The organism is Peribacillus loiseleuriae, from assembly GCF_001183985.1.
Classification (GTDB): Bacteria; Bacillota; Bacilli; order Bacillales; family DSM-1321; genus Peribacillus; species Peribacillus loiseleuriae.
This window is the reverse complement of record NZ_LFZW01000001.1, coordinates 2,693,636-2,712,239: the sequence shown is the minus strand read 5'-3', so window position 1 is coordinate 2,712,239 and position 18,604 is coordinate 2,693,636. Positions and strand designations below refer to the sequence as shown.

Sequence of the window (18,604 nt, the reverse complement as noted above, 5' to 3'; positions counted from 1 at the left end):
AAGATGCAAAAATATACTTTACTCCGAAAGGGAAACGCTATATAATCCTGTTATAAGCATAAAAACGCAAAAAAGGAGGCATTAACATGCACAATAAGGCAATTATAATTGCACCATCTATTATGTGCGCAGATCTCTGCAACTTAGAGAAAAGTGTAAAAGAGATTGAGCGTGCAGGCTTAGATACATTACACGTAGATATCATCGACGGAGCGTTCAGCCCAAGTATGCCGCTTGGAATCGACACCGTGAAGAAATTACGTGAGGTCACCGACATGGACTTTGATGTTCATATTATGGCCAATAATAATGAGTTTTTCATTCAGGAGATGCTCAACATTGGTGTCCAACAAATCTCGTTCCATCTAGAGACAAGCATCCATATTGATCGTTATATCAATATGATCAGAAAAAATGGGGTGAAGGTTGGAGTGGCACTTAACCCGGCAACTCCATTATCTGTCCTAGACTATGTATTGCCACAGGTTGATACTGTACTTTTAATGCTTATCAATCCTGGTTTTGCAACTGATAAAAACGAAAGCCAAGTATCCTACGCTACACAAAAGGTAGAGGACCTAAGCAAATTAATTCAGAAAAAAGGTTTGCACACAAGAATTGAAGTCGACGGAAGAGTATCTTTAGACACGATTCCTGAATTGGTGAGGGCAGGTGCAGACATTTTGGTTGCGGGGACTACAAGTCTATTTATTCCAAATAATAGTTTAAGTGAAAATAAACTACTAGTAGAAGAAGCGATTACACAAGGACTAAATATAGGGGTGAAATAAATGGTGAATTACTGGGAAGTTTCTAAAGATATTATCAATGAATTAGGCAATACATTAGGCAATACTAACAGAGAAGAGGTAGAACAACTGATTGCTGAAATACAGAAAGCTGAGAAAGTATTCTTCGTCGGTGTTGGCAGGGTACTACTGTCATTAGAGGCTATCGCCAAAAGATTGGCTCATCTTGGCATCAAGACTTATATCGTTGGACAAATCACTGAACCTGCTATTACTGAAAGAGACTTATTGATTGTAGGCTCCGGTAGCGGAGAAACCGCTTTTCCGCTTATTATCGCCAAAAAGGCAAAGCAATTTAAAGCAACAGTAGCCCACATTGGCGCGAATTCACAAAGTTCAATGAGAGAGTATACGGATCTCTTTATTAAAATCCCTGTAAGCACGAAGCTGCATTTGCCAGGTGAAATTCCGTCGGTACAACCAATGACAAGTTTATTCGAACAAAGCCTGCTGCTATTGGGTGATACAATTGCCCTAATGATGATCAAAGAGAAAGATAAAGATAAAGATATGCACTCTCTTTGGCAATATCATGCAAACTTAGAATAGTTAGAATTGGGCTTTTCGTGTAGTTGAGTACTAGATTAGTAAAGGAGACTAGATGATGAAAGCTTTGCATTTTGGTGCTGGAAACATTGGGAAGGGATTCATCGGAAATTTGCTCAGAAAAACCGGTTATGAAGTGTGCTTTGTTGATGTCAATCAAGAAATGATTGACAGAATTAATAGAAGAAACAGTTACTCAGTTGAACTATTAGACGAGAATCATACTGTGGAAACAATCTTTTCCGTATCAGCCCTGAATAGTATTATTCAAGAGAAAAGAGTGATTGAAGCAATTGTAAGTGCTGATATCATCACGACATCTGTAGGAGTCGCTAATTTATCTAAAATATCCAAAGTCTTGGCAAAAGGTCTTTTAGAAAGAATCGCCCAAAATGAGAAGAAAATTGATGTAATCGCCAATGAAAACGCGATTAATGCTTCTTCCACTTTAAAAAAGGAAGTAGAAAAAATTGTGTCAAGCAAAGAACTAGCTCAAATCAATTCCCTTGTCGGCTTTCCCAACTCTGCTATTGACCGCCTTGCTTTATCAAAAAAAGGTACGGAAGGTGACATCGCCCTTGTAGAGCCCTTCTTTGAGTGGGTAATCAACAAATCAGAAATGGTTAACTTTGATCTACCTTTAATCAGCGGTGCTACATATGTAGAGGACTTGAGACCTTATATTGAAAGGAAGTTATACATTGTAAATATGGGGCATGCGACCACAGCCTATTTGGCATTTTTATTAGGAGAACCAACAATACAAAAGGCCTTAAGGAATCAGAATGTTGAAAGAATCGTGAGGAGCGCGATGGTGGAGGCTTCCCAGTATATCATTCGGACTTATCGGTCAGACTCCGAAAAAATGACTGAGTTTATCGAAAAAACGCTCAAGCGTTTTAAAAACAGCAATATAAGTGATGATATTTTGCGTGTCGGACGGTCGCCAATCAGGAAGTTAAGTTATGAAGAGCGGTTGGTCAAACCAGCAAGAGAACTCTTCAAGTTGGGATTGCCTGTAGAAAATTTAGCCGCTTCCATCGCTGCTGGCTATCTGTTCGACAGCCCTGAAGACGAGGAATCGATCACACTGCAAGGTTATATCCGTAGTAATGGAATAGATAAGGCCATTTCACATTTTTCAAGTATTGAAAATGTGAAATTGAAGGTTATGATAAAGAAGTATTACGATAAAATGAAAAACGGTCACATAGTAAACTGTTGAATTGAGAGGAGAAATAATATGTTAAGCCAGTATCTTAAAAATAATGTCCACTTCCTGAACTCAGCCCCTACCTGGGAAGAAGCCATCAAGCTCGCTGCCGAGCCTCTGCTGAATAAGGGAAACATCACTGAGAAATATGTACAGGATATGATTCAAAATGTGAATGTTAATGGTCCATATATTGTCATTGTCCCTGGAATTGCTATGCCTCATGCACAAAATCATGATGGAGGGGTGCTAAAAACCGGGATCTCATTCCTGAAACTGAAAGAACCTGTGTTTTTTCCTGAAGAAAAAGATGTAAACATTCTTTTCGTTTTAGCAGCTGAAGATGCGACAGGGCATTTAGAGTTGATTTCAGACTTATCCTCTTTATTGATTGATGAAGATGCTATGGTCAAATTCAAAGAGGCCAGCAGTGAAACTGAAATCATCGAGATTATTGAATCGGTAGAATAACATTTCCCCGCATTCGTCCAATACAGATGCGGGAGATATTTTAAATAATAAATTTCACTTAAAAGGGAGAGTTTCAAATGTCCAATGCTACAGCAATAACAGAAGTTAAGAACCCTTCGCCTTCGGCTCGTGCTCGAATACAGGCATTTGGTGGCTTCCTCACCAATATGGTTTTACCTAATATCGGAGCTTTTATTGCCTGGGGGATTCTCACAGCCCTATTTATTCCAACTGGATGGATTCCTAACGAAAAGCTTGCCGAAATCGTTGGTCCTTCCATTACCTACCTATTGCCTTTACTATTAGCAGGTACAGGGGGCAGGATGATTGCAGGCCAAAGAGGGGCAATAATGGGAATGATTGGTGCTATTGGTCTTATCGTCGGTTCAGGAATTCCAATGTTCCTCGGGGCCATGATTATAGGCCCATTAGGTGGCTGGGTCATTAAAAAATTTGACAAGTCAATAGAAAATAAAGTTCCAGCTGGATTTGAGATGATCGTCAATAACTTTTCAATTGGTATTCTTGGTTTCTTATTAATGATTTTATCCTTTTATGTCATCGGTCCTGTAATTGAATCTGCAAACAACTTTGTAACATCTGCAATTAAATCATTGGTTGCTACTGGATTTTTACCATTGCTATCTTTAATCAATGAACCAGCCAAAATACTTTTTTTAAATAATGTAATTGACCAGGGGATTTATTATCCATTAGGTATGCAGGAAACACTAAAAGAAGGAAAATCAATCTTCTTTACTGTTGCATCTAACCCTGGACCAGGTTTAGGATTACTGCTGGCATTTAGCGTTTTTGGAAAAAAAGCTGCTAAAAGAACAGCACCGGGTGCGATTATTATTCACTTTTTAGGTGGAATCCATGAGTTATATTTTCCATATGTATTAATGAAACCACTTACAATTATAGCTATGATTGCTGGAGGAATGTCAGGCATTACTGTGTTCAATCTGTTTAATGTTGGTCTTGTAGCTGGTCCAAGTCCTGGTTCGATTTTCTCTTATCTGGCGCTGACACCAAAAGGGAATTTTTTGGGAGTTATCGCAGGTGTTGTTGTCGCTGCCGTGGTTTCTTTCGTCATTACTTCTATAATTCTGAAACTTGATAAAAAAGCCGATGAGGAAGAAGACTTTACAAGTTCAATAGAGAAATCAAAATCCATGAAATCCGAAGGTAAACAAATTTTAAGTTCATCTTTGGTTAACCCTACTTCCAATACTATCAGTAAAATTTCTTTCGCTTGTGATGCTGGTGTTGGAAGTAGTGCGATGGGCGCTACTACGTTTAGGAAAAGATTGCAAAAGAAAAATATCAACGGGATCGAAGTCAAGCATTACAGGATAGAAGATGCTCCAAAGGATTCTGATATTATAGTAGTACACAAGGATTTATACGAAAGAGCAAGGTTGAGTCATAATGACAAAAAGATTATCACAATAAGTAATTATATCGATGATCCTAATCTTGCACAGTTAATCAATGAATTAGAAGAAAAGTAACCATTCAACTCACAGTAATCCGGACTGGATATGTTACAGGGCATAATAGATGCTGTCCTTTATTGGTAATGACAAGTATTTAGAATATAACTAGCTACCTGGGTACTTAGAGAAATCACTAGACGTCCAAATATAGTATGCGAGTTTCATGAAATTAAATCCTATATTATTAGGTAGTCACAAAATACTCCCCATCTATGAAGGGACTGGGGAGTATTTTGTGCTTTTTTAGCTTTATGTTTAGAAGAAACTTGGAATTTTTCAGGAATGGTCGGTGACCAAGGAATTATAGGAGGTAGTGAAGAGTAAAATCGTTAAATAAAGCTTGAAAGGAAAGGGGAAAAGAACTTACTAAAAGCAATCATTTTTGATTTTGATGGTTTAATCATAGACACAGAGACGGTTTGGTATGAGGCTTATAAAGAAACTATAGATTTTTATAAGGGGGGGGTGCCACTTGAACATTTTGCTAAATGTGTTGGAACAGATGCCACTATACTTCATGAACTTTTCAAAGAACAACTGGGAGTCGGTTTTCCTTATTTTAGGGCTGTAAGGATCAAACTCCTCGTGAGACAAAACCATTTAACGCCGTTTTCACTACGGAACGAACCGGACACTTTTTGTTTCACTTTCTCCATTCGGATGTCCCGTTCAGCTTGGTTGTTATCAAAAGGAATCTTCTCATGAGTCAAAAAAGCTAAGATGGCATCACGATCACGGGCAAAACGGTTCAATAAATTTTTGGATGGGTGTTGTTTCGGACGTCCACGCGATGGATTTGGCTCCGTCGTAGTTGGATGAAGCTGATAGCCTTTTTGTAAGATATGTTCATATTTCCGTTTGATTCTCAAGAGGGCCAACACATCGACCTTCCCATTGTTCTCGTCTTTCTTTGTTTTCGCTGATTGAAGGAGTCCCTTCATTTCTTGTGCCCACTCCTCTTTCATTTGTTCATAGATGCCCTGAAGTTCACGAAGAAGATGAGCGTTGCACAAGACGTGTTGACATGTTTCATAGCTGAAATAGGAATTCCACCCATCATGAAAGGCGATGTGAGAAAACACAGGAAGGATGCCGATTTGGTCCATCACTTCTTTTCCACGTTTCGGATGAACAGATTGTTGAAGCGTGGCCTCGATTGGTCCCCCATGTAGGCATGTGTAGTTGAGGTTAATCCTATTTCTGTAAAACGCTTCACCTCACGAATTAATGGTGCACGCTCGTTCCTTTTAATATTTTTTAAAAATTCAAGTAAAAGCTTGTCCTCCATTTCTTGAACTCTAATATATAGAGGTTTATCAAAAATCATAACAGTCTACTTCTTCAGATGATGTTTTGCAATGGTCTGCTTTGAACAGAAGCAATCGATAAAACATTTAAAATCTTAAATTTCCGAACCGATTTTCTTAAATAACATTAAGCAAAGAAGCTAATGTTGGCGAGGCCCTTTATAGAAGAGAGCAGGAAGCTTGATTTTTTACCAGGTTTTTTAAAAAAATTTCACTTCCTTTATTTTTAAAAATTTAAATCCTTCTTTATTCCAGCAATATGTGCTGGGCCATAAAAAGTAATTTTTAATAAAGTTAATGCCATTTCTCGAGGTGATTGCTGCATTCCACTATTTAACCATTGCTGAATGACACCAAGGTGGGCCGAAGTAACATAGGCTATAAGTTGCTCTATTGGAACTGATAGAGACTCATTATTTGATTTTTCCATTATTTTTCCGAGAAAGTTGATTTTCATAAATTGTTTTAATTTAACTTGAAAGGCTGGGTCTCCTTTTGGACCTAAAATTAATTTCATAAAACGAGCATTTTTTTCTATATTCTCAAATAAATTCACTAAAAATGGTAACGGTTCGTTTTGTAAACCAGACTGGTTGATAAGGTCAGGATTGATTTCTTTTAGAAATTCGTACATTTCTTCAATAATCTCGTTTTCACTTTTTTCCAACAAATCGTATTTATCCTGGTAGTGTAAATAAAAAGTGCCACGATTAATATCGGCTTTTTCTGTTAAATCTTTGACAGTAAACCCTTCTAATCCTTTTTCTTCCATTAGATCTGTAAGAGCGTCTCGAATCATTCGTTTTGTACGGATAATTCGTCTATCTGTTTTTTGATCTGACATGCTCATCCAACCTTACTTTCTTTAATTTTTTGGAATAATGAACAATAAAGCTCTTCCTGTTAAGTAATAGACATTCCTACTTTTATTGTTTATTGCTATTTCCTATCAATTTATTATAATTTACAACGAGGTCATTAATCAACGTTATGTCCATTATACGTCCCGACCTTATTTCTGATCCCGTATTTAAACAAATATTAAATGGAGGTACAACTTATGAAATTAGTAAAGAATAAACTTGTTCTTTTATCACCTATTATTGTATTGGCAGTTGTTCTTATTTTTGGTTTGACATTGATTCCGTCAGTGAATCCAACGCCTAAAAACTTGCCTATTGCATTTGTTAATGAGGATCAAGGAGTGACACTTCCTAATCAGACAAAATTAAATATGGGTGAAACAATTACTAAAATGATCCAAAATACATCCAAAACAACATCCGGTGAAGAACCAGCTGTGGATTGGGTTACCGTAAAAAGTTACGAAGAAGTAAAGAAAGGCTTAGACAATCGAAAGTATTACGCTGCACTCGTAATTCCAAAAAACTTTAGTCAAAAGCAAGCTTCGTTTCAAACGCCAAATCCTTCATCACCAGAAGTTCAAATCTTCGTGAACCAAGGTATGAACACAATGGCATCTACAATGGCTGGACAAATGTTAAATGGAATTGTAGATAATATGAATAATAATGTCCGCACCCAGCTAGTAGCAGGATTTGAAAAACAAGGAGGCACTCTAACGACAAAGCAAGCTGTTGCTTTAGCGTCACCAATTACAAAGAATGTAACCAATGTAAATGAAATTGGGACGCATAGCGCCAATGGGAATGCACCTGTATCGTTATTCCAACCACTTTGGATGGCAAGCATAGCTGGGGCAGCTATCATTTATTTAATGCTAAATAAACTTTCGTTTGCGAATCGAGCAGAAAAATTCACTAATCAATTGATGCAGGTTCTTATAGGGGCTGTACTCGCTATTTTTGCAGGTTTTGGTTTGACGTGGTTGGCTGATGCAGTAGGGTTAAATATTTCTAACTTCACAGACATAGCTTGGTTCTTATCAATAGCATTTTTCAGTTTTTTCTTAATGATCTCGGCTGTTCTTTCATGGCTGGGCATCAAAGGAATGCCACTCTTTATCATTATTCTTTTCTTTGGAGCACCGTTACTAGCGATGGCCCCAGAGTTTATGTCTTCGTTTTACCATAACTGGATCTATTCTTGGTTACCAATGCGTTTTATGGTTGACGGTCTTCGCGAATTATTTTTCTTTGGCAAAGGATTAAGTTGGAATCATCCTACGTCTGTTTTAGTAGGAATTGGCTTAGGAAGTCTGGTCGTCTTATGGGCTTCTGCTCTAAAACCAAGTGCTAAAAAAGAAGGGAAATCTCAACCAACCATGTAAAAGTGGTCCATACCATAACCCTCTTTTGAGGGTCTCTTTTTATCCCACCTGTGGTCAAATTAATCTTTTTGATATTCATATCTATGATTTAGACCATTAGGCGGATTATAGATAATAATCTTATTTACCTACTGTAACAGTGGAATGATAAATGGGAATAGAGGAACTTATGGATTTGAAAAAATGAAAATACTAGCCTACATAGCTTTAACTATTGTTCTTATCATTTACAATGCATTTATATTTTTTATGATTATTCAAGATTTTTTTAAATAGCATTTTAAAGGAATGATGGTACGCTAGAGACGATTCTAGGGATTATATTACCGATTAGTCTTTTCTGGAAGCAAGTGATTTTTGAGGTTCCATGCTTTTTTTCATAGCGACCATCAAGTTTTTATCACGTTCTTCCAATTGAGTATTAATCTATTCTTGTTGTTTCTCCAACTACTTAAGGAGCTTTTGAATAAATATATTTTGTTGCTCTTGGCAGGATTTGAATACCTCTAAAAAAGCGCTGTATTTAGCGCCGAATTGGAAAAATGAGGTGGGTTTTATGTATGTTACATGGATCTATAATCAATTCATCACTGTTTTAGTGTTTGGTGGAACAATGTCTACTTGACAATAGAATTAGGAGTTTTTCTAAACATTAAATACTAGGTGTTTACTCAGTGTTTTTTAGCTCCACATCCATTGCTGCAACTACTTTTTTCGCATTTACAAAAGAATTCTTCATTAAAAAAATCCCGACGTAACTCTGGAAAAAAGAGATAAGTCGGGACTTGTTTTTTTATTAATTCACTTGTTGATTCAACTATCTGGCACATCTTTCAAGGTCTTAAATCTCTTTCGACTAATCCGCTATCCTGAAATGTCTTTAGTTGATAGCATCGAAATGCGTATATAACCTTCTCCAAAAAAGTAGGTAAAAACATGTTATAGGATGTAAAAATAATAAAGGATCTTCCAAATGTGATGAAGTTTTTCGGGAAAGAAGCTACAAAGGCTTGAGATTATGGAATAGTAATTGAATAGACAGCAAGAAAGTGAAACAAAAACGTAATTAGAAAATTCCACGTTGATAAAAAACTCAAAAGTAAGGATGGATACAGGGGATTTAACTAGTTCAACATATCATAGTGACCCATTCCATTAACGGATTCTCAAAGGTAAAAAAGGGAACCTTTTTTATGCAATCAACCAACTATCCTCAAATAGATCCAAAGGACTATTCGGTTATTACTTGCAAAGTTAACCAATTACGTATTCTCTTCGTTTTATTTATTCGAGGTCGTTATTGTCTACATGGCTATTATTTTGCACCCTAATATGTACGCGATGTTTTACCGAATGAAGCACATCGGCCATATTGTGCAATAGAAGAAAAGAAATTTATTTGAAAAGCTGTTATTAAAATTCATAAAGATTTACTATAAAAAATTTCATAAAGATTTACTATAAAAAATTTATTGAGATGCATATGGCAACAGCACTAGTACAAATAATTAAACGGCTTTTGAAACATACGTTTGTCCATATGGTAATTGAATGATTTTTAGAAGGCTAGAAAGTGATTACTAGACGATTGATGGTAAGGAGTGGCTCAAAGGATTATAAGATAGTCTTAGAGACACTCTTATTCTTTATTAAGAGTTATCTCTATTTATCATATGGTTATGAGTATACCCTTTTAAAACAGTTTAAAGTTCAGGAAATACAGACATGAAATTGTTCAATTAGAGTTGTTCAAGAAAGCTGTTCATTAATCGTTCGTAAAAGTACACTTTTATGAACGGGTTATTTTTGTTTAAAAACAGTTAATGTTAGCGTTCATAAAATTTTAAAATCATTTTACGGACGTTCGTTGAGTTTCGTATACTTTTATGAACGTTTTTGGTAGACTAATAGAAAAAGAACTAAAATGAAGGAGATTTAAATGGACGTTCGAAAGTTTGGATACATACGAGTTAGCAGCAAGGATCAAAACGAGGGACGACAACTTGAGGCCATGAAAGAAAAGGGAATAGGTGAACGAGATATTTTCATGGACAAACAAAGTGGAAAGGACTTTAATCGAACTCAATATCAGTTGCTTAAACGAATGTTGAGAAAAGGAGATGTGCTATATATCCATTCTTTGGATCGCTTTGGCCGGAACAAAGAAGAGATTTTACAGGAGTGGAATGACATCACGAAGAGCATACAGGCCGATATTGTGGTGGTAAATATGCCTTTGCTCGATACGACTCAATTTAAGGATAGTTTAGGAACTTTCATTGCGGATCTTGTTTTGCAGATTCTTTCCTGGATGGCGGAAGAAGAAAGGGATCGAATTCGAAAACGGCAGCGTGAGGGCATTGATTTGGCTATGCAAAATGGCACAGTATTTGGTCGACCTAAAGTTGAGGTTACTGAAGAATTCAGAGAAGTCTATGATCGTTGGAAAGCAGGAGAGATGACTGCTGTTAAAGCGATGGAAGAATTAAATGTTAAAAAGACGACTTTTTATAAATTGGTTAAGAAATATGAAAATGACATTAAAAAGGTTTCTATATAATAGAAGAAACACGTCAAAAAAGGAGCATTTGGCGATAAGCAGATGCCTTTTCAATAATTTAAAAGTACCATATACAAATACAATAGAAAATAAAGAAACAGGCATGTGGTTTAGGGGGAAGCAATTTGAATAATTTTATTGTTATGCAAGGGCACACTTACCAGGAAGAAAAAGATCTAGGTATTATTTGGTCTCCACAACAAGATAAAGGAGGCAATGTACCACATTCATGGCAACGGATGACGGAAGTAAAGGAAGGAGATCGAGTATTTCACTATGTGAAAGGAAATATCGTTGCTATTAGTATTGCCAGTGAAAGCTGTAAAGCCGGTAGCAAACCATTTATTTTGCAAAGTCATAATAGATGGAATGACGATGGTTATTTAGTGAATTTAAAATACCATGAATTAGACAAACGAGTTAATGTGCGAGAGAAGTTTAATGAGATCTTGCCACTATTACCGATTAAATATTCACCATTCCAGCAAGATGCAAATGGGAATCAAGGCTATTTATATCCATGTAACGAAGAACTAGCGATTAAATTGCTTGAACTAATTAGTGAAATGAACATTTATCAAGTAAATGAAGAGCAGTTAGAAATATCGATTGATGATGTAAGAATAACTGAACACAATACATTAATTCCAGTAATCGTTGAAACAGAATCAGAAGCGAAAATGAAAATCCGTTTGGGTCAGCAAAAGTTCAGGAAAGACTTGTTGCCACTATGGGAAAGTAAGTGTGCATTGTGTGGTATAAATCTACCTGAATTATTAAGAGCGAGTCATTCGAAACCTTGGAAAGATAGTACAAATGAAGAACGTTTAGATCCATACAATGGCGTGCTGCTTTGTTGTAATCACGATGCACTTTATGATAAAGGTTTGATTGCATTCGATGGACAAGGACGTTTGCATATTTCTTCAGTGATCTGTGATAAAGATTATCTGATGTATAGATTAGTACCAAAGGCTAAAATACAGATTCATTCTGAAAATAAAGTGTATTTTAAGTGGCATAAGAAGAATATTTTTAAAATGAACTAGTAAATTAGAAATTCGATAAAGGGGAGTCTTAATAGAAAATAGATTTTATCACGAGTGTTGATAATCCAAAATTAGACAGAATTACCCCTTGGAATTTTTTGTACTTTTGCAGCCATTTCTGAACGCCAGTCAATAGTGTAGTTTTAAAATAAAGTTTGATAATTAATAAAAACCTGAACAAAAGTCCTTTATTGATAATACAGGATTTTTTGTTCCGCAATCGGGCCAGATTGTTGAATAAAGGTGTTGCGAAAATATGATATATTTATATCGATTTACAATTATTAGGATAGAAGAAAAAGGGGGGAGTAGGGTTGTTTGAAAAGTTAGAAAAAATAATACAAGTCATCTCTAAATTTTATGCATTAAATCAACACTATGAAGCGAATGCTAAAAACTTAAAACGTTACAGTGCCCCTGCGATGACTCAAAAATTAAAAGAAACATATCGAGATACTCTAAGAGTGACATATCTTTCTTCAAACGAAACTCCACCTATTGGAGAATATTTAGGCTCGAAAGTAGAATTGCATTATTGGCTTATTTGTCCTTTTTAAGTAAGGAAAAAGGATAAATAATCATCTGTTTGACCATTTCTTATTAAGTTAACCGGTAGCCATAACTCAATAACGAATAATCTTAATTAAACCGAAAATATAAAAGTTTTTTATTCAAACTTTATATTTTTCGGATTATTTGCTATACATAATAACAAAATCAGAAGTTAAAGGACAAGTTGATTGAGTCCCTAAAAAGAAGAATAGCTGAATTGGATGAAGAAAACAAAAAACTAAAAAGCGACAATGCCATTTTACTTGGGAAATTGGCGAATAAATAAAAGGCTATTATGGAGATTGATTTAAAGCTTTTCATGTGAACGAAAAGGATAAGGCATATGATTTCTATAGAGAGAAATTCTTAGAAATTTATCTACCTACAGCTATGCGTAATATACAAAAGTTCAAGCAAGGTTCCGAGTTATAGTTTTAGTTTCCTGTAAAAAGTATAAACATTGAAGTCAAATCTGTATGATTTGGCTTTTTATTTTCAAGTAACCATATAGAAACAGCCTTATTTATTAGAAAAATAATTTTCAATCTTATGAAACTAAAAAGAGAATATTCATTTCTTTTGTCTTTTTTATTGTATTATGTATTTATAAAATAAAGAGTTACTATAGAGAGAGGAAGTATTTTAAATGAACAAAAAGAAAAATGGGTATGGTTTTATAATAAAATTGTTAGGTGTCACAATTTTATTAGGTATTTTTATCAGATTTACACCTTTTCTACCGTTTCTTTCGCTGAGCTTAGGTGGACCAGAGGTTTCAAATAATGAAGTTAGGAATTACGTTAAGGATAAGTACGGGATAGCTGTTTATATAGAGAGTAAGTCCGGCGGAAACGATATTTCAATAGGTGAAGCTGAATACACGGTGGTTCAAAAAAACAATAAAGACGTGACCTTCACAGTCAAAGTTAATTATCTAGGGGATAAACCTGAAATATCTGATGATTACAAATTTGCTTTGGAAGCACACAAAGAGTTTAAACGATTAAAACCTGTGATTCCTGATATACATAAGTTGGGATTTCAAGGTCGTTATAGCAAGAATGGTGAAATCTATATAGATTATACAGGTAATCAAAGAATCGGAAATGAAGACAAAAACATAATAGGATTATCTTTAAAAACAGAAACAAATATTGAATATAAGCCATTTACCGATGATGAAGTGGACCGTTATTATCAACTAGCTAAACTCATTCAAAAAAGTAAAGCGGATATAGATGAAATATACATAACTGATATGAGAGAGCCTGCTTATAGCAATGGTGTGTCTATGGGAAACTTAGATGCCATTAAAACTAAGGAAGATTTTATTGTGCATTTGAAGGCTCAAAACTCAGATATAGCTAGTTACGAGGTAGATAAGAAATGGGAGACAGAAGCTAGAAAAATAGAAAATCAAAGATTTGTTTTTGGTTCAGAATATGAAGATTTCTGGTTGAATTGTGGAGAACCAAGTGGGAAAGGTGATTGTGGTTCTTATTCTGTAATAGTGACATACGAAGAAAATGGGTTAAATCAAACGAATCCACATTTAAAAGATGACCTAAATAGTGTTTTTCTACTCCTAGAGCAAACAATTGCACCGAAAATCAAAGTGAATTACGAATTTGTGGAAGGTGGAGAATCTGATGTGGCAGTTCGTTTTACACACCAGGAACACATTAAGTACAAAACAACAGAAGAGTTAATAAAAGAATTATTTCCAAAGAACTAGTGTATTGGAAAAAGATATGTTGATAATCAGAAAGGAGTTCAATAACCGAACTTTTTTTTTATGTAAATAAACGTATGATAGAACAGGAGTAATTTTGGTATTTTGTCGAATCTATAAATTATCAAATTAGAAAGGAATGATAAGCATGGATATTTATGATTACGCAAAATACCCTACTAAAGAAGATTGGCTCAAGGTATACGGAGATAAAGTTGATACTTTGGATAAGCTTGGTCTTGAAAACAATAAACGAAAATTCAATATTTTAAATTTTGATGAAGGGTATTACGGAATCAAGCTTAGTTATTGGCTACAAGAGTTTAACAACCGAGCTTTTGATTTAACTACTAACTATACGCTTTTGAAAACTTATTATGACGCTGGTATCCCAGGTGATGAATGGTACAAATCTCCTGGAGATAAAGGTCAAAGTGTTCAATATTTCCCCCATTTTGGAGAAGAGCATTTTGGAAATCTATTCTAGTTGATTATTAGGTAATAGTTTTTTGGGAAAACTGATACATCCTAATTTTTTGTTATTTTATATCCCTCGTACACAAGCCAGGCATGTAGAGTATGGGAACAACTGATGGTGAACTGATAGCCCTCCTTTGCAGGGAAACACTACTGCTATCAACTCCATCTGTTTTAAATTAGCCGAATAAAATTTATCGTATCAACCTTATCAAATCTAAATTATTATAACTTGATTAACATTTCTACATTTTGAGAAGAATACTTACCTCAGGTGGTAAGTGGGATAAATCTAGTGTATCCACTTAAGTAGATCCTCGTCCGATATGTTGTACCTACCTGAGTACCGGTTCACATAATACTGCTTATCGGAATGTGTAAAAAGCTAATCTTAGCAATAATGACAGTAATATAATTTTTTATTTTCTAGCCTTACAAGTGACAGACATACCGAACATATGTTATGTTGATGTTGTCATTACTACATACTAATGAAGAATAAAGGACGAGGTGTATGAATATGAACAAAACTGAACTAGTGAATACGGTAGCCGTACAAGCTGAACTAACAAAAGAAGACGCTAAAAAGGCTGTTGATGCATTGATTGAAACGATCTCTGTTACGCTTGCTAAAGAAGAAAAAATCCAATTAGTTGGATTTGGCACATTTGAAGTGCGCGACCGAGCAGCACGAACGGGTAGAAACCCACAAACAGGAGAAGAAATACAAATTGCTGCTTCTAAAGTTCCTGCTTTTAAACCAGGTAAGGAATTAAAAGAGGCTGTTAAATAATATAAATGGATCTAATTATAATAGTGTAAAAATACTCTGGAGATGGGATGTTCTCCAGAGTATTTTCTATTTAAATTAGTATTCTTTCTGTTCTATTCAATGGATGTGAATTTAAAATACAGTTTGATCATTTGTAATTTGACTCTGTTGTGGCTTTAAAACAAAGATTGATAATTTGTAAAAAAGTTTGGTCAAATATCCTGTATTGATGTGCAGGATTTTTTCTTTGATTGTTCAAATTAATGAAAATTAAGTTATGCTGCTATTGGTGTTAAAGGTTGTATTCTTTCTGCACAATAGGGTTCATTACGACGGGCAATTCCTACTAGTATTCTAGCTAGCTTACCAATCAATTTCATAATGGATTTCATTTTCTTCATTTTTTTTACTTTAACATTGTTGGAGTGAAGTTCTTTGAACTCTGGGTTGTTCATCACAAGACTCAATGTGGCTAAGTACAAGAAGCGCCTTAGTCGAGATCTCCCACGTTTAGAAATGACTATTTGCCCTTTCCATTTACCTGAGCTAGACTCTGCTAGATGTAAACCTGCATGTCGTAATAGAGAATTACCATGGGCGAATTTACTTAAATCTCCTGCTTCACCTAATATGCCCCCAAGTGTAATTTCAGTTAATCCTTTAATGCCAAGTAATTTATCTGTATAGGTAACTTTTTCAAGTGCTTTAGTAACTTCTTTTTCGACTCTTTCAAGTTGGGCTGTGGCGAGATCAAATTCTTCAAGTAATTGTTCAAGGTGTAGTTTATAAGCATCAAGAGCTTGGGGACTTCCAACGGACCGTTTAGCTAATTCAATTAGTGATTGTGCTTTTTTCAAGCCGGGCTGACGTTTCATCAGTGTTTTCCATCCCTCGGCAACATCTTGAGATTTCATGGAACGTAGTTCCAATGGTGTAGGGAATAAACGGAGGGTTGCGATGGCCCCTTTTCCTGTTACGTTTTTAAACACTTCTCGAAGTTCAGGAAAGATGATATCTACCCAACGATTTATTTGATTGGTGGAACTTACAAGCCGTTTAACGATTACGTCTCGGTTAGACATTAGTACTCTAAGTTTTTCAAAAGCCTCTGACGATGGACGAATAAAAGAGTAGTAACCATTCTTCACCATATCGGCAATCACGAGAGCGTCTTTTTTATCACTTTTTGATTGCGTATTATCTCGATTTTCTTTATTCTTTTTAACTAGGTGAGGGTTAACGGTTACCACCTCAATACTTTGACTATAAAACCATTTGGATAGGTTTAACCAATAATGTCCGGTAGGTTCCATACCAACTATTACAGTATTAAATCCTTTTGTAACTTTTAGCTGGTTAATCCAGTCTAGCAATCTAACAAAACCCTCTTCATTATTTTCAAAAGAAAGAGGATCACCTATCACAATACCTCTGTAATTTACAGCTCGGGCAACGTGGACCTGTTGAGCAATATCTACTCCGACAACTAGATGGGAGTCTGAGATTCTTTCAATCAGTTGATTTTGTTTGTCTTGCATTTTATACTTCACAGTAGAGCTTCCTCCTTAAGATTGAATTGGTTTGTGTGTGTATTCATCTTAACTGAGGGGCTCTCTTTTTTTCAAAGCCGAAATTTAGCAATCTACAGGAATGCTAACGGAGTGCTTGTGCGGCCGAGCCTAGGTCGTATCATATAGCGGGTGGGATTCCCGTCGAGAAAGAACTAGCCATTCACTCGTAGCGAGTCTTGGAGGGCTAATGGTAACATTAGCCTTTAAGCGTAGACAGTTAGGTGGCGGGCCGAAAGCCAAATGGTTGAAGGGATTGAGCTCCATAATGTTAGTAAATCGAGAGGGCTGATGCCTTAAGCACAGCAGAAAGCTACATTTTATCCATCGTTAAAGGCAAGAAGGATAGAACCTCTCTGGAGTCAGAGACCTTGGCACGTCACACATTGATATGATACGGCAACTCGGGAGACCCTACCGGTCTTTTCTTCTTATAGAAGAGTATGGTGTACAAGCGATAATAAGCAAGGAAGCCAAATGCCGTTGTAGGGAGTCGGATAGCAGCGTAGTACCAATGAAGTTGGGTAATGCCGATGGAGGAAAGGCTGCTACCAAGTTATCACCCTTACTAGGGACACATTTACTACACGCAGAGGTAGGGATAATAAATGGACACAAAACTATTAAGGATAGCAGAATTAGCAAAATCTGAGCGAAAGAGATTAGCTATATTTTGTGAATGGTGACTAGGAGGAGCCGTGTGCGTAAATAGCGCAAGCACGGTTCTGTGAGGGGGGAGGAACACAATCTACCGCAAGGTAGAGAGGTTCCCTTCTACTCGACTAGTGAAAAAAAAGACTGTCTTTTTGACGGTCCTTTTTTGGTGAGATTAACACAAATACATTTTTGTAAAGTGCCTGCTACTTATTTATAGAGTTATTATTGCTCTCATCATGATTTTTGGAAGCTGTTTTGTCATCGACTTCATCCCCCTCTACAATCTGGTTACCAATAGCACCGCCTGAAACACCGCCTATTACAGTACCAATTAGTCCAAATTGAGCACCTATCATAGCACCCGCAACGGCTCCATTAAGAGTTCCTGCTGCTGCTGCTTCACCAAAGTCACTCGCACCTTGATTAGCATTACTACCAGCTTGATTGTTGCTACTTTCTTCTACATTTCCACCAAAGTTATTGCGTTCGTTACTCTGATTCATCTATTCACTTCCTTGTTTATTAATGGGGAATATGCTAATGATGAAAGCACACCATCCTAAACATATACTACCCAGCTGAAGTAGTTTTACTCACTATATGTTGGTTCAAGATATGGTTGTTTTATCGGCAGCTATTTTTTCTTGTTCAACTAACGGGTGCTTGTGCGGCCGAGCCTAGGTCGTATCATATAGCGGGTGGGATTCCCGTCGAGAAAGAACTAGCCATTCACTCGTAGCGAGTCTTGGAGGGCTAATGGTAACATTAGCCTTTAAGCGTAGACAGTTAGGTGGGGCCGAAAGCCAAATGGTTGAAGGGATTGAGCTCCATAATGTTAGTAAATCGAGAGGGCTGATGCCTTAAGCACAGCAGAAAGCTACATTTTATCCATCGTTAAAGGCAAGAAGGATAGAACCTCTCTGGAGTCAGAGACCTTGGCACGTCACACATTGATATGATACGGCAACTCGGGAGACCCTACCGGTCTTTTCTTCTTATAGAAGAGTATGGTGTACAAGCGATAATAAGCAAGGAAGCCAAATGCCGTTGTAGGGAGTCGGATAGCAGCGTAGTACCAATGAAGTTGGGTAATGCCGATGGAGGAAAGGCTGCTACCAAGTTATCACCCTTACTAGGG

16 protein-coding genes and 1 pseudogene are annotated in these 18,604 nt (G+C 36.2%); 13 read left to right on the top strand and 4 right to left on the bottom strand.

All coding sequences use genetic code 11. From position 1 onward, the window contains the following. Positions 1-86: 86 nt before the first annotated feature. From AC625_RS12635 to AC625_RS28210, 6 genes and pseudogenes are all read left to right on the top strand, one after another. Positions 87-791 carry a ribulose-phosphate 3-epimerase gene (locus AC625_RS12635; protein ID WP_049681585.1) on the top strand — a complete coding sequence of 235 codons (705 nt, stop codon included), beginning with the start codon at positions 87-89 and terminating at the stop codon, positions 789-791. Further along, positions 792-1,358 carry a 6-phospho-3-hexuloisomerase gene (gene hxlB / locus AC625_RS12630; protein ID WP_156187527.1) on the top strand — a complete coding sequence of 189 codons (567 nt, stop codon included), beginning with the start codon at positions 792-794 and terminating at the stop codon, positions 1,356-1,358. A 55-nt stretch (positions 1,359-1,413) separates the two neighbouring features. Then, a complete protein-coding gene (locus tag AC625_RS12625) occupies positions 1,414-2,580 on the top strand; it encodes a mannitol-1-phosphate 5-dehydrogenase (RefSeq protein WP_049681584.1) in 1,167 nt (388 codons plus the stop codon). A gap of 18 nt (positions 2,581-2,598) precedes the next feature. Next, positions 2,599-3,039, top strand: coding sequence for a PTS sugar transporter subunit IIA (locus AC625_RS12620; protein WP_049681583.1), 441 nt, complete (start codon positions 2,599-2,601; stop codon positions 3,037-3,039). Between the two features lie 77 nt (positions 3,040-3,116). Next, the gene (locus AC625_RS12615) at positions 3,117-4,556 is read left to right on the top strand and encodes a PTS mannitol transporter subunit IIBC (RefSeq protein WP_049681582.1); all 1,440 of its coding nucleotides are present in this window, start codon (positions 3,117-3,119) and stop codon (positions 4,554-4,556) included. A 318-nt stretch (positions 4,557-4,874) separates the two neighbouring features. Further along, a pseudogene (locus AC625_RS28210) lies at positions 4,875-5,063 on the top strand (HAD hydrolase-like protein); the annotation flags it as partial. A 32-nt stretch (positions 5,064-5,095) separates the two neighbouring features. Here the strand turns inward: AC625_RS28210 and AC625_RS27830 are convergent. After that, complete coding sequence (locus tag AC625_RS27830) at positions 5,096-5,698, bottom strand: IS66 family transposase (RefSeq protein ID WP_281177273.1); 603 nt, start codon at positions 5,696-5,698, stop codon at positions 5,096-5,098. A gap of 376 nt (positions 5,699-6,074) precedes the next feature. Beyond that, complete coding sequence (locus AC625_RS12600; RefSeq protein WP_049681580.1) at positions 6,075-6,692, bottom strand: TetR/AcrR family transcriptional regulator; 618 nt, start codon at positions 6,690-6,692, stop codon at positions 6,075-6,077. Positions 6,693-6,908: 216 nt separating this feature from the next. On the opposite strand from AC625_RS12600, the gene AC625_RS12595 reads away from it, so the two are divergent. The 7 genes from AC625_RS12595 (at position 6,909) to AC625_RS12565 (ending at position 15,262) form a co-directional block, all read left to right on the top strand. Continuing rightward, positions 6,909-8,099 (top strand): YhgE/Pip domain-containing protein, encoded by a 1,191-nt coding sequence (locus AC625_RS12595; protein WP_049681579.1) that lies wholly within the window; start codon positions 6,909-6,911, stop codon positions 8,097-8,099. 1,939 nt (positions 8,100-10,038) lie between these two features. After that, the gene (locus AC625_RS12590) at positions 10,039-10,659 is read left to right on the top strand and encodes a recombinase family protein (RefSeq protein WP_049681578.1); all 621 of its coding nucleotides are present in this window, start codon (positions 10,039-10,041) and stop codon (positions 10,657-10,659) included. A 125-nt stretch (positions 10,660-10,784) separates the two neighbouring features. Continuing rightward, positions 10,785-11,708 carry an HNH endonuclease gene (locus AC625_RS12585; protein ID WP_049681577.1) on the top strand — a complete coding sequence of 308 codons (924 nt, stop codon included), beginning with the start codon at positions 10,785-10,787 and terminating at the stop codon, positions 11,706-11,708. A 314-nt stretch (positions 11,709-12,022) separates the two neighbouring features. Next, positions 12,023-12,265 carry a hypothetical protein gene (locus AC625_RS12580; protein WP_049681576.1) on the top strand — a complete coding sequence of 81 codons (243 nt, stop codon included), beginning with the start codon at positions 12,023-12,025 and terminating at the stop codon, positions 12,263-12,265. A gap of 641 nt (positions 12,266-12,906) precedes the next feature. Further along, positions 12,907-13,995, top strand: a complete 1,089-nt coding sequence (locus tag AC625_RS12575) for a hypothetical protein (RefSeq protein ID WP_049681575.1) — start codon at positions 12,907-12,909, stop codon at positions 13,993-13,995. A 145-nt stretch (positions 13,996-14,140) separates the two neighbouring features. Continuing rightward, complete coding sequence (locus AC625_RS12570; protein WP_049683718.1) at positions 14,141-14,479, top strand: hypothetical protein; 339 nt, start codon at positions 14,141-14,143, stop codon at positions 14,477-14,479. Positions 14,480-14,989: 510 nt separating this feature from the next. Continuing rightward, positions 14,990-15,262, top strand: coding sequence for an HU family DNA-binding protein (locus AC625_RS12565; protein ID WP_049681574.1), 273 nt, complete (start codon positions 14,990-14,992; stop codon positions 15,260-15,262). Between the two features lie 254 nt (positions 15,263-15,516). Here the strand turns inward: AC625_RS12565 and AC625_RS12560 are convergent, their stop codons facing one another. Next, positions 15,517-16,791, bottom strand: coding sequence for an IS110 family RNA-guided transposase (locus AC625_RS12560; RefSeq protein ID WP_049681573.1), 1,275 nt, complete (start codon positions 16,789-16,791; stop codon positions 15,517-15,519). 878 nt (positions 16,792-17,669) lie between these two features. Continuing rightward, positions 17,670-17,969 carry a glycine zipper 2TM domain-containing protein gene (locus AC625_RS12550; RefSeq protein WP_049681572.1) on the bottom strand — a complete coding sequence of 100 codons (300 nt, stop codon included), beginning with the start codon at positions 17,967-17,969 and terminating at the stop codon, positions 17,670-17,672. Between the last annotated feature and the right edge of the window lie 635 nt (positions 17,970-18,604).